At 39.3% G+C, this 13091-nt stretch carries 11 protein-coding genes; 6 read left to right on the top strand and 5 right to left on the bottom strand.

Features of this window, described 5'->3' with window-relative positions; translation table 11 throughout:
* The first annotated feature begins 135 nt into the window (after positions 1–135).
* Together galU and GQR46_RS08145 are read left to right on the top strand one after the other, a co-directional pair.
* Positions 136–1020 (top strand): UTP--glucose-1-phosphate uridylyltransferase GalU, encoded by an 885-nt coding sequence (gene galU / locus GQR46_RS08140; RefSeq protein ID WP_165727154.1) that lies wholly within the window; start codon positions 136–138, stop codon positions 1018–1020.
* A gap of 188 nt (positions 1021–1208) precedes the next feature.
* Positions 1209–1682 carry a peroxiredoxin gene (locus GQR46_RS08145; protein WP_007586078.1) on the top strand — a complete coding sequence of 158 codons (474 nt, stop codon included), beginning with the start codon at positions 1209–1211 and terminating at the stop codon, positions 1680–1682.
* A gap of 104 nt (positions 1683–1786) precedes the next feature.
* On the opposite strand, the gene GQR46_RS08150 is transcribed toward GQR46_RS08145, so the two are convergent.
* Positions 1787–3913, bottom strand: a complete 2127-nt coding sequence (locus GQR46_RS08150) for a S8 family peptidase (RefSeq protein WP_165740665.1) — start codon at positions 3911–3913, stop codon at positions 1787–1789.
* Between the two features lie 328 nt (positions 3914–4241).
* Here GQR46_RS08150 and GQR46_RS08155 point away from each other — a divergent pair, with 328 nt between their 5' ends.
* Positions 4242–5426 (top strand): NAD(P)/FAD-dependent oxidoreductase, encoded by a 1185-nt coding sequence (locus tag GQR46_RS08155; RefSeq protein WP_165740666.1) that lies wholly within the window; start codon positions 4242–4244, stop codon positions 5424–5426.
* Between the two features lie 2 nt (positions 5427–5428).
* On the opposite strand, the gene GQR46_RS08160 is transcribed toward GQR46_RS08155, so the two are convergent.
* The 4 genes from GQR46_RS08160 to coaBC all read right to left on the bottom strand — a co-directional run bounded on the left by GQR46_RS08160 (position 5429) and on the right by coaBC (position 11585).
* Complete coding sequence (locus tag GQR46_RS08160) at positions 5429–6532, bottom strand: GGDEF domain-containing protein (RefSeq protein WP_165740667.1); 1104 nt, start codon at positions 6530–6532, stop codon at positions 5429–5431.
* Positions 6533–6783: 251 nt separating this feature from the next.
* Positions 6784–9552 carry a prolyl oligopeptidase family serine peptidase gene (locus GQR46_RS08165; protein WP_165740668.1) on the bottom strand — a complete coding sequence of 923 codons (2769 nt, stop codon included), beginning with the start codon at positions 9550–9552 and terminating at the stop codon, positions 6784–6786.
* 140 nt (positions 9553–9692) lie between these two features.
* A complete protein-coding gene (gene slmA / locus GQR46_RS08170) occupies positions 9693–10280 on the bottom strand; it encodes a nucleoid occlusion factor SlmA (protein ID WP_007581932.1) in 588 nt (195 codons plus the stop codon).
* Positions 10281–10391: 111 nt separating this feature from the next.
* Positions 10392–11585, bottom strand: coding sequence for a bifunctional phosphopantothenoylcysteine decarboxylase/phosphopantothenate--cysteine ligase CoaBC (coaBC, locus tag GQR46_RS08175; protein WP_007581934.1), 1194 nt, complete (start codon positions 11583–11585; stop codon positions 10392–10394).
* A 144-nt stretch (positions 11586–11729) separates the two neighbouring features.
* On the opposite strand from coaBC, the gene radC reads away from it, so the two are divergent.
* From radC to rpmG, 3 genes are all read left to right on the top strand, one after another.
* Positions 11730–12404 (top strand): DNA repair protein RadC, encoded by a 675-nt coding sequence (radC, locus tag GQR46_RS08180; RefSeq protein ID WP_007581936.1) that lies wholly within the window; start codon positions 11730–11732, stop codon positions 12402–12404.
* Between the two features lie 274 nt (positions 12405–12678).
* On the top strand, positions 12679–12915 hold the full coding sequence (gene rpmB, locus GQR46_RS08185; RefSeq protein WP_004335549.1) for a 50S ribosomal protein L28: 237 nt from the start codon (positions 12679–12681) through the stop codon (positions 12913–12915).
* An 11-nt stretch (positions 12916–12926) separates the two neighbouring features.
* Positions 12927–13082, top strand: coding sequence for a 50S ribosomal protein L33 (gene rpmG, locus GQR46_RS08190; RefSeq protein ID WP_004335545.1), 156 nt, complete (start codon positions 12927–12929; stop codon positions 13080–13082).
* Positions 13083–13091 lie beyond the last annotated feature (9 nt).

Below are 13091 nucleotides of genomic sequence, written 5' to 3' on the forward strand. Positions count from 1 at the left end.
TTATATTCCCAAAGTGTAGAGTCTTCACTTTAAAAGCAGCTTCAAATTTACTCCTTCAAAAGAGGTAACTTTATTCAGCTGGTATCTATTTTGTATCTGCTAGTTTATTTACAAACTTAATCACTAAGGATAGATATGAAAGCTGTAATTCCAGTAGCAGGCTTAGGGACGAGAATGCTCCCTATGACAAAAGCTATTCCAAAAGAAATGCTCCCTATAGTTGATAAACCTCTAATTCAATATATTGTCAGCGAATGTGTATCTGCCGGTATTAAAGATATTGTATTAGTTACACACAGCTCTAAAAATGCAATCGAAAACCATTTTGATACAAGTTACGAGCTAGAAGCTACTCTTGAAAAACGTGTTAAACGTGCTTTATTAGATGAGATTCGCTCTATTTGTCCGCCTGATGTCACCATTATGAGTGTACGCCAAGGTGAAGCTAAAGGGCTAGGGCATGCTATTTTGTGTGCTAAGCCAATAGTTGGTGACGATAACTTTGTAGTGCTCCTGCCAGATGTGATACTTGATGCTTATACAGCGGACCAAAAAACTGAAAACTTAGCGGCCATGATTAAACGCTTTAAAGAAACTCAAGCAAGTCAAATAATGCTTGAGCCAGTAGCTAAAGAAGACATTAGTAAATATGGTATTGCTGATATAAACGGTGTTGAGTTAATGCCAGGTAAAAGTGCTGCAATTAAAGCAATGGTTGAAAAACCTGATGCAGATTTAGCACCTTCAAATCTTGCTGTTGTAGGGCGATATGTACTGAGTAAGAATATTTGGCCTCTACTTGCAAAAACGTCTGTAGGTGCTGGCGGTGAAATACAACTTACAGATTCTATTGACGCATTAATGGCACAAGAAACTGTTGAAGCATTCCATATGAGTGGTCGCTCTCACGATTGCGGAGATAAGTTAGGCTATTTAAAAGCAATTGTCGAGTACAGCATGCGGGATAAAAAGTTAGGTAATGACTTTTCTCGCTTTATAAACGATTTGAATTTACCTTAACTACAGAGCAATAAATTTTATGAAAACTATAGAAGCTAAAATAGTTTTCATAAAATGTAGTGAACGCGGTCTATAAACCTTTGCTAGACTACTCTGGGTTACTAAGTTAGTTACACTTTACCTACACTGTAATAGGTTACGTAGTATGATTGTTACTTATTCTGTATTGATCTTTTAAAGGAACCACCATGATTGAGCAAGGCCAAGAATTACCATCGGTTACGTTAACGCAATTAACTGACGACGGTATGCAATCTCTTACAAACAAAGAGTTGTTTGAAGGTAAAAAAGTCGTGTTATTTGCAGTGCCAGGTGCATTTACACCAACGTGTTCAAATGCACATCTACCTGAATTTATTACTCTTGCTGATAAAATTAAAGCAAAAGGTGTTGATGCTATTTACTGTGTATCTGTTAATGACGCATTTGTTATGAAAGCATGGGGCGACTCGCAAAACGCGCAAGAAATTACAATGCTTGCTGATGGCGATGGAAGTTTCACTAAATCGTTAGGGCTTGATAAAGATACCGCTAGTTTTGGTGGTTTACGTTCAACGCGTTACGCTATGATTGTTGAAAATGCAGTAGTAACTGGTTTATTTGTAGAGCAAGACAAAGAGTTTGTTGTAAGCCGTGCAGAATCAGTACTAGAGAAGCTATAACAGTAATAAAATGTAGGTTTTAGCTTTAATTAATCAGCTACTTACTATTTAAAAACCGATGTTGGAAACAACATCGGTTTTTTATTTACGGCTCAAATTTTAAATTACGGTTGGTATTGTCCGCTAAGTGTTAAACCAGAGAAAGTGCTATAGGCGTTAACGCTTAAGTGCCAAGTACCTGCTTGTGGATTGGTAAATGTACATGTTTCTGCGTTGCCATTTTTATAAGGGCGACAATCGTACGTAGTGGTTGTTGGTTGGCTGCCATATTTTACAAATAAGTCTGCATCGCCACTTCCACCCGACGTTGTTACTGTAAACGTACTCATTCCTGCAGGTACATCTAACGTGTAATGTTTCCACTGACCAGTATTGGCTGTCACATCGCTTATAGTGCCGCCGCCTGCTTGTGGAGTGCCTGTACCGCCACCAGACGATGAACCACCAGTAATATTACCTACCAAGCTCACAGCTGAATACGCAGAGTAGCCGTTAAGCATTACGTGGTAAGTTCCCGCAGTAGGGTTATCAATAGAACACTCTTCGCTATTACCGCCTTTATAAGGGCGACAGTCATAGGTAGTAGTTGTAGGTTTACTGCCCGCACGTACGTATAAATCAGCATCACCAGTACCACCACTCATAGTGAATGTTACGTTAGTTGCACCGCTTGGTACGGTCATAGTGTAAAACGCTTGTGCATTTGCAGCCCCACTTAAACCTGTTTTAGCTTCACCATTAATAAGCTCGCTATCACCGCCTGTAGGCGGAGTAGTGCCGCCACTTGCAGCTGCAACAGCTGCGGCTGCATCAACAATACCCGTACCACAGCTAGTACATGTAGCAGGGAACGAACGGGTTGTTGATTTTAAAATACTTTCTATTTCGTCAGGCGTTGCATCTGGTTTTGCTTGCTTAATAAGTGCCGCAACACCTGCTACGTGAGGCGCAGCCATTGATGTACCTTGCGAATAACCGTAGCTGTCGCTTGAAGGTGTAGACGAACCTGAGTTATAAGTTGATAGAACACCCTCGGAGTCGTTTGCAAAACTTTGCGCGCCACCCGGTGCTGCAACATCAATATTGCTACCGTAGTTTGAGTAATAAGCTCGACCGCCATTACGACCTACTGATGCTACGTTTACTACACCATTACAGTTACCTGGGTTGTAGTTTGCGGAGTTATCGTTATCGTTACCTGCAGCAATAACTACCACAGTGCCGTTACTACGCGCGGTGTTAATTGCATTTTGAGTTGTAGAGCTACATGAACCGCTGCCACCTAAACTCATATTTATTACATCTGCAGGGTTTGAGTTAGCAGGAATGCCTGAAACACTTCCGCCAGATGCCCAAATAATACCATCTGCAATATCAGAGGTTAAACCACCACACTTACCAAGTACACGAACAGGCACTACTTTTGCGTTATAAGCTACGCCTGCAACACCTTCACCGTTATTGGTTACCGCAGCAACTGTGCCGGCTACGTGCGTGCCGTGCCAGCTAGAGTTTTGTGCACCGTTAGTGCCACATTCATTCGCAGCAACTGCATCACCAGGATCACGTGCATCGCTATCGCGACCACCGCCATCGTTAGCTACCGATAGGTTAGAGATCATATCGTAACCCGGTAAAATGTTAGCATTTAAATCGGCATGTGGGCGGTAACCCGTATCTAGTACAGCTACAACTACACCGCTACCCGTTGCGGTATCCCATGCAGTAGGTAAGTTTAAACCACCGGCTTGCTCGTAGTAGTGCCATTGGTCATCAAAGCGTGGATCGTTAGGAGTTGAAAACGGCTTTAATATTTGATCCACTTCAATGTATTCAACATTGCCTGAATCAACCATTTCTTGCATAAACTCTTGGGCCTCTGCCGCACTTAATTTTTTATCAGCACGCATTACGTGGTGGTTATTAAGTGCCATTGCACGAATATATTTTGCTTTTACTTTGCCTTTTTTAGAAGCGAAGTTTTTAACAAAGCTCTGTGCGCGCTTTTTCATGCTAGACGGGTTTGCGTCAGCAGTTGAAAAGCTCGCCATTTCGTTATTATTTTTATATTTAATAATGAACTGAGTTTCGAAACTGCCTTGGCTTTGTAGTTTAGCCGATGTTTCAGCCATTGAACTTGAAACTGATTGAGCCATGCCAGATGTTGCTGCAAAAAGCGTACTAACTGTAATTGCAATTGCGCATCTTTTAAAAGTTTTACTAGTTGTCATAATTATCCCTAGATTTTTATTTATTATTTCGTGATATAAGATCACGATGCGGGAACAAAAGTAAACGATCTGTTAACTAGGTTAAAATATCAATTTATTATGTACCTCTTTCATTTAGTTATAACCCAGGTTTTTAGCGGTTTACTCGTTGTTTAGTATTTGTCATATAAATTAAAAATAAGCATAAAGGGTTGTTTTATTGTGGGGGTAATTATTCCCTACTTATTACTGATGCGTTTTTGTTGTGTTATTACTAATAATTCAAATGCTGCGTTGTTAGCTATTAAACTTTGCTATAATCGAGCAAATTTTTTAATGAGATAAATAAATGACCCAAGTAGATGTAATTGTAATAGGTGCGGGAGCAGCAGGATTAATGTGTGCAGCGCAAGCTGGATACCGTGGCCGAAGCGTTACAGTACTTGATATGGGGAAAAAACCAGGTCGTAAAATTTTAATAAGTGGTGGTGGGCGTTGCAATTTTACAAATGAAAATGCAACCCCGGATAACTACTTATGCACAAACTCTCATTTTGTTAAATCATGCTTAAGTCGCTATACACAGCATGACTTTATTGAGCTGGTGGACAGGCATGGCTTGGCGTATCACCATAAAACACTAGGCCAGCTTTTTTGCGATAACAATGCACAAGACATTGTTGATATTTTACTAACCGAATGTGAGTGGGCCGGAGTAAATATAAAGCTACGCAGTGAAGTGATCAGCGTATCAAAAACCGAAACCGGCTATAGCGTTACCACAGAGCAAGAAACCTTAATCTGTGAGTCGTTAGTTATTGCATCGGGTGGCTTAACTATGCCAAAACTAGGGGCTACACCAATAGGTTATAAAATTGCAGAGCAGTTTGGCTTATGCGTGTTACCAACCATGGCAGCACTTGTACCATTTACTTTGCATCAGCATGATAAAGAGCGTTTTGAAGGGCTCTCGGGAATTAGTATCCCTTGTGAAGTTTCAAGCGAAGACGGCACTGTATTTAAAGAAAATATCCTCTTTACTCACCGAGGGTTATCGGGCCCTGCAATATTGCAAATAAGCTCATTTTGGCGAGCAGGGCAGGCTGTAACTATAAACCTATTACCTGAAATTAATTTAAAGCAGCAACTTGCTGATTGGCGTGAAACACAAGCCCAAAAGTCGTTAAAAAACAGCCTTGCGACTATTTTACCTAAACGCTTTATAGAAATACTGCACGAAAGCAAAGCGATACCAGATTGTAATATTAATCAGCTTACACATGCTCAAATAGATGAGTTAGTAAATTATATTCATGCGTGGCAAATAAAGCCTAATGGGACCGAGGGCTATCGTACTGCTGAGGTAACTTTGGGCGGTGTAGATACCGACGAGTTGAGCTCAAAAACCTTTGAAGCTAAAAAAGCTAAAGGCCTATACTTTATAGGCGAAGTAACTGACGTAACGGGTTGGTTAGGGGGCTACAATTTCCAGTATGCTTGGAGCTGTGGATTTGCTTGTGGGCAGTACGCTTAAGTTTAGGCTATAGACCCATTTAAGTAAGTTGATTGAGCGATAACGGTTGAATCGTTATCGCTAACACATACTTTATTGCGTCCATTATTTTTAGCCTTATATAGCGCAGTATCAGCCCTCTCCAATAGTTTTAGCACTGTATCGTCTTTTTGTATCGTTGCTAACCCAATACTTATAGTAAATGCTATATTTGTAATGCTGTTTTCGGCAATATATTTTCTCAGGTCATCAGCTTTTTTAGCGCTATCATTTAAAGAGGTGTTCGATAAAATAATCGTGAATTCTTCTCCGCCCCATCGCGCAATAAGTGCATCATTTCCCATACGCATTTTTAATATTTTAGAAAATTCAGTGAGTACGTTATCGCCAACTAAATGCCCGTAGGTATCGTTTATATTTTTGAAGTGGTCTATATCGCAAATAAGTAAGCAATGCGGGGTTTTAAAAACGTCATTTTTAGCAATTAACTGTGATAATTCAAAATCAAATTTTTGCCTGTTATAAAGCCCCGTTAACTTATCGGTTTCTGCTAAGTGTTGAATTTCTAAGTTACGGATAGATAATCGAGTGTATGCCGAAAACCGTGTTTTTTCGTAAAATCTAAAAATTAAAATATGAGCAAGACTTACCTCTATAAGATTAAATAAAGAGCCTAAGCCAATTGTTACGGTTTGCTGTTGTTGTAAATACACAAGATACGCACAAATAGTAAAGGCGACTGCACTAAATAGACTTCCCCAGTTTCTTCCAACTAAAAAAAAGCTAAAAGGCGGGATTAACGTCGCCCAAAATAAAGAATGCGCATGCCCACCTACAGAAACCACAAACATCATAATTAAGCTAACGACCATAAGGGTAACAGCCCACGCTGCTGCATTTACGTTGGCTGTTTTATTAAACCAAGTATAAATACCTAACGATATAGTAAGTCCTAAGGCATCAATTAAAGCAATGTCATAGCTTTTAAAATAAAAAAGATTGAGGAGTGTTAAAACTAAAAAGTAACATGTAGTTATTAGTAAAGAGTGGGCTATTAAGCGAGTACGCCAAAAATCCTTATGGTCTTTTGGGTATTGTGGAAACTCTTTGTACCAAAAACCTAGCATAATGAACGACTCTTTAACCTCTGAATTTAGTGATTATTACTTATATTAGGCTTTTGTTATAGTTTTTTACTTTGATTAAAACGCTTATATACGGTGGTGTTTATAAAAGTTTAAAGATCATTACAGCATTTTTCAAAGGTATGAAGGACTAGGTAGTGACTGATTACTTAAATGTAATATGCCTCGCCTTGATTTAATTGACGCAGAGCTCGCCGTTATCGCTTACGTAGAGCTCTGAATAAATGTTATATCTATTCCTCTATAAATGCCTCGCCTTGTGTCATCCATTTTGCAGCTGGCTTGCCTTTTAAGTAATGATCAAAGTACTGCATCATACGTACTGAAAAATCGACCTGATTAGGAAACTTTTTCAAGTGGTGTGGTTCACCTTCGTATTGTAAAAATGTAGCATCTTTTCCTGCACGGCGTAGCGCTAAGTAATACTGCACACTTTCATGCCAAGGCACTGCATCGTCTTTGTCGCCAGACATTATTAAGATAGGTGTATTAACTTTGTCTGCAAAAAATACTGGTGAGTTTTCTATATAAAGTTCTGGTGCTTCAAATAAGTTTTTGCCAATACGGCTTTGTCCTGTTTCGTATTGAAATTGACGAGCAAGGCCCGATTTTAAACGTATGCCACTGTAAGCACTGGTCATGTTTGATACTGGCGCGCCAGATACAACCGCTTTAAACATATCTGTTTGGGTTATCATAAACGCACTTTGATAGCCCGCCCAAGAGTGACCTTGTAAGCCTATTTTATCTGGGTCGGCTATGCCTAAATCTATTAATTTTTGGGTAGCGTTTATCATGGTTTGCGTTGACGATTTACCCGGGTGACCTATTTCAAAACGAATATCAGGTAAAAATACTGCATAACCGTTTGAGGTAAACATAGGGAAGTTAGGGCGATGATTTAATTCCATCTTAGGAAAATCAAACATGCGTTGACTCATGTAACGATAAAAATACACAACCACAGGTACTTTATCGCCTTTTTTATAGCCCGCTGGTTTTATAAGTACGCCTTGTAAGTCTTCGCCATCAAAACCTTTATAGCTTATCAGCTCTGGCTTTTCGCCCCACGCAAAATTATTAATTTGTGGGTTTAGCGTGGTCACTTGTTTTGGTGCGCTAAAGCTAAAATCAGTTTGGTAGTAATCAGGAAATTGGCTATAAGTTTGCGAGGTAAATAAGTACTTGTCAGCCTTTTTTGCTTTTTTAACCATATCAAAGCGTTTATTACCGCTAAGCACGTTAGTTATTGTGTTAGTGGTTAAGTCGAGCTTTGCAACTTCGCTTTGTTTAGTTTGTAAGTTAATAGCAGAGACAAGTAATGTATCGCCTTTTTTAAAGCCCACTTGGGTTTTATCAAGCTTAATAACACGGTACTGCGTATTGCTTTGCTTACCATTAGTTAGGCGTTTAGCTTGCTGCGTTTTTACGTCAAATGCCCAAATATCGTATTTACTATAAGCAAGCACTTGGCTGCTATCGGTCATCCAACCAGCAAAACCATAACCAGGTTGAGTAGATGGGTAGTCGTGTTTATCATCAGCAAAGGTTGCCTGAATCGCTTTTGTAAGCGGTGTTACTTTATTATTTTTTAAATCTTTTAGCTGTATTTGGCTATCGCTAAAATAAGCTGCAAATTCACCATTTAGTGCAAGGCTTGGCCGAAACGGGTAGTTACTAATAATGGGAGTTTGTTTACCGGTGTTTATATTTACTGCAAAGTAATCAGCAAAAAAACCGCCGTACATTATTTTTTCTAGGTAGGGGATGTTAGATGAGCCAAGTAAAGACACATCTCGCTCAGGGTTTAGCGCAACTTCAGGCATATTAGAGGTACTTAGTTGTACCACTTTTTGCGAGTTAACGTGATATACCGCGCTGTAATGGCGGTTTTTATTAACTTGATTCCATTGTTGTTCTTCACGTGGTTTTATTTGCGCATCGTTGTTATGCCATACATCTAAACCTTTATGTTCACGTATGGTATCAAAGTCGTACAATGAGGCTTCATCGGTATATTCTTTGGCTTTTACTTTAGCTGCTAATTTTGGATGGTTTTCAAAATATAAGCGCTCGCCATTTTCTGACCACTTAAGAGAGGCTGTTTTACCTAAAACCCATGTTTTATCAGGTGATGCTATTGTTGAAAGTTTATCGTTTTTATATAGCTGTAAACTATAGCTTCGACGGCGCGTGTCATCATTTACATAATTACCCAATGTAAACGCTGCAATGTTGTCAGTTGGGTGCCACGCTATTTTATTTGCGATTACGCCCGGTTCATCAATTAATACGCTGCAATTAAAGTCACTTAGCTCAATTAACGCTATTTGGTTGTTATTACCATCGCTGTAACTTTGACTCACTAATAGCTGGCTGTTGGCTGAGTTAATCGCGTAGCTAAATACGTTTTCTATTGTATGGGTGCGTTTATCAGATAAATTTACGATAACAAGCGCATAGCTCTTATCTTTTTTATCGGGCGTGATAGCGTTGTCTACTTCGTTTTTAGTGCTATCGGTTTTATCTTCTACTTTTGCGTCATCGTCTTTTTTATTTAAACGATAAACAAGCCACATACCGTCATCAGATAACGTGTAATCTTTTACATCAGCAAAGCTTTGTTGGGCACCTGATTGTGTGTTTACGAGTACCAGATTGTTTTTAAGGGTATCTTTTTTCTTGGTTGTTTCTTTTTCAAGTAAGGTAGGTACTTGTGTAAAAGCGACCCAGTTAGCGGCTTTATTAATATGAGGCTTAGTGCCGCGCTCTACTTCTGCGATGAGAGTATTGCTTTGTAGTGAGTAAACTTGGCCAGTTGCATTTCCACGATACGGCGTTGCACTAAAAGTGAGTACTTGACCATTGTCAGATAGTTGCGTGCTTTTAGCTGATTTAAAACTAAAAACATCTTTAAATTGTAGCGATTCTTTGGCGTGTATGCCGGTGCTAGTTAAGCTGGCAACGAGTGCCATGCTTAATAAGGTGAGTTTTGTTTTCATTATTGATTCTCGTATTATGACATTGTTTCATTGTAACGAGTTTGGTTCATAATTCGAGCGGATCAGTTAAATGGCAGCTACATACGACAAAACGACCCGTAGGTCGTTTTTTGGTATTTAATTTATTAATTTAGCAAACATTACAGCCAAATTTTTTGTAGCTCAAGCCATTGTTTTTCAAATTGAACACTTGGCTTTGCTTTAAAGTCACTACGTACAAACTGATTCATTTTGCCTTCAACGTAGGCAAGTAAAAAGTTTGCAAGTGTAAGCTCATCACTTTGGAAGTTTTTACCTTCACGTAATTTACGCTCACGAAGTACTTGTTTAAACTGAGTTTCTAGTTTTTCAAACAGACTTTGTACCCGCTCGCGTAAACGTTCCTGCTCACCTTGCAGAGCATCGCCCGTTAAAATACGAGTAATGCCTGGATTTTTTTCAGCAAAGGTTAGAAGTAATAATAAAATGTTGTAAATGCGCGTTTGGCTTTCTTTTTCGTTTTCAATAATAATATTTATACGAGATAAAAGGGTATCTTCAATAAACTCAATTAAGCCCTCAAACATACGCGCTTTGCTCGGAAAATGACGGTATAGCGCGGCTTCAGACACACCCACCTCAGCAGCTAGTTTTGCTGTGGTGATACGTTGTCCTAAATTAGTTTCTAACATTTGTGCGAGTGCTTGCAGTATTTGCTCTTTGCGATTACTTCTTTTTGTCGCAGGCATGAACATTCCTTTTTATTAGTTATTCTTAGTGGCGCAGTTAAGAACCCTAGTCATTTTTTGTTCAAATGATTGGCGTATGTTAATGTTTTATTCAGTTTGTTTCCAGCCTTTTTATAGATGTTTAGCCAGCTGTTCGATCACCTTGCGAGCTATTTCTATTTTACTTGTAGTTGGTAATTCTAGTTGTTCGTTATGCCAGTACAGTGTTAAAGCATTATGATCGGAATTAAACCCTAAGCCACTTTTTGATACGTCATTAGCGCAAATCATATCTAGATTTTTATTTTGTAGTTTACCTTTAGCATAGCTTTCTACATTTTGAGTTTCGGCGGCAAACCCCACAGTATAAGGACGGTTTTGTTTAAGGTTGGCAATAGCTGCAATTACGTCAGGGTTTTTAGTTAAAGTAAGAGTGAGTTCGTCGCCTTGCTTTTTCATTTTTTGAGTCGCAATGTTTGCAGCTCGATAATCCGCTACAGCAGCGCAGCCAATAAATGCATCTGATTGTGGTGCATAGGTAAGTGACTCAGTTAATAGCTCCTCAGCGCTTTCTATATTGATAAGGTTTACGCCAGTAGGGGCTTTTATAGTGACCGGACCCGAAATTAAATTAACCTTAGCACCGAGTTGCAAAGCGGCTTCTGCCAGTGCATAACCCATTTTTCCAGAGCTGTGATTTGATATAAAACGTACCGGATCGAGAGGCTCACGCGTTGGGCCTGCTGTTATTGTAATTGTTTTTCCTGCAAGTAATTGCGGTTGCTCTTTTGCTATACATAGCGCAACTAGCTCATGAGGCTCTAACATGCGTCCAGCGCCTATATCACCACACGCTTGCTCACCTTTACCCGGGCCCCAAATAAGTACGTTACGTGCTTTTAATGTGGCTAAATTAGCTTGTGTTGCTGCGTGTGCATACATTTGCTGGTTCATTGCTGGTGCAACTGCGACTTTTGCAGGCGTTGCTAGCAGTAACGTCGTTAGTAGGTCGTCAGCAATGCCGGCTGCCATTTTAGCAATAATATTACACGTCGCTGGAGCAACTAAAATTAAGTCAGCCCATTTTGCAAATTCAATATGCCCCATTGAAGCTTCAGCAGAAGGGTCTAGTAATGAGTCAGAGACTGTTTCTCCACTAACGGCTTGCATGGTCAGTGGTGTAATAAAGTGTTTAGCTGATTCAGTCATAACTACTTTTACTTCACAACCAGAGTCTTTTAATCGCCTAACGAGTTCTGCACATTTATAAGCTGCAATACCGCCGGTAATACCTAGTACAATTTTTTTGTTTGTTAAGTTAGTCATGGATGTTCATCAGTTTTTATTAAATATTGGGCTTAAAATAACAAATCTTTACCCATACAGCGAAGTTTTTTAATTCGAAATAGCAGGCTAAATTTCAAATTTGCATTACATTTATAAGACACTTTCGCCTCTCAAGGATGAATAATGCAACTTACTTCACTACCAAACTCACTTCGACCTCGTGAAAAGCTCATAGCAAAGGGGGCTAAGGCGCTGACTGACGCAGAGCTTCTTGCCATATTTTTACGAACAGGGTTACCGGGAATGAATGTAATTGAGTTGGCTCAGCATTTATTAAACGAGAATAAAACACTTCATAATTTGTTTAATGCCAGCATTGAGGAGTTTTGCTCTCAAAAGGGGTTAGGGACCGCTAAGTATGTTCAGCTACAAGCTGTGTTAGAGCTAAGCCAACGTTATATGCAGGAGCGTTGCCAACGAGACGCCGTGTTTAATTCGCCAAACTCAGTTTACGATTACCTAACAATTCAAATGCGAGGCTTGCAACAAGAAGTATTTATGGTGTTATACCTAGATAGCCAAAATAGATTAGTAAAAGATGAAATACTTTTTTATGGCACAATTAATTCTGCCAGTGTTTATCCGCGTGAAGTGGTAAAGGCTGCCCTTAAAAATAATGCAGCCGCTGTTATTTTTGCGCATAATCATCCAAGTGGTATTGCAGAACCGAGCCAAGCAGACAAACTTATTACTAATAAATTGCAGCAAGCACTGCAATTGGTCGACATAAGTGTGCTTGATCACATCATTGTTGGTGGAGAAACGTGTGTTTCGTTTGCCGAGCGAGGCCTGATTTAGCTTTGTTAGATACAGAAGTGTGTTAAAAATGAGCTGTTTAACGTGTTTTGGCAAATTAGTTTAATTTAAATGCAGTTTTTACTTTCCCTAAGGGCATTCGATCTTTATAATTAGCCGCTATCAAATTTACATATATGAGCTGATTGGATAGATCAGTGTTTGATCTTTGCCTGTAAAAGCTGTATAAAGAGCGCCCTTCGATTTATCTCTAGGGCGGAAATACACGGCCTTAGATTAAATTAAGCTCGAGCGAAGTTATTGGAGATATATAGACATGTCTAAAGTATGTCAAGTTACAGGTAAGCGTCCTGCGGTTGGTAATCACCGTTCACACGCGAGAAACGCGACTAGACGTCGTTTCCTACCTAACCTACAAACACACCGTTTTTGGGTTGAAAGTGAAAAACGTTTTGTAACATTACGCACTACTACTAAAGGTATGCGTATTATCGATAAAAAAGGCATCGACACGGTTCTTACAGAAATCCGTGCTCGCGGCGTTAAAGTTTAAGGATCTGAATCATGCGCGATAAAATCCGTTTAGTTTCAACTGCCGGTACTGGTTTTTTCTACACTACTGACAAAAACAAACGTAACATGCCTGAGAAGATGGAAATCAAAAAGTTTGATCCAAAGATTCGTAAACATGTTCTTTTTAAAGAAGCTAAAATTAAGTAATTTTAGTTC

The organism is Pseudoalteromonas sp. Z1A6, assembly GCF_011378745.1.
GTDB lineage: Bacteria > Pseudomonadota > Gammaproteobacteria > Enterobacterales > Alteromonadaceae > Pseudoalteromonas > Pseudoalteromonas arctica.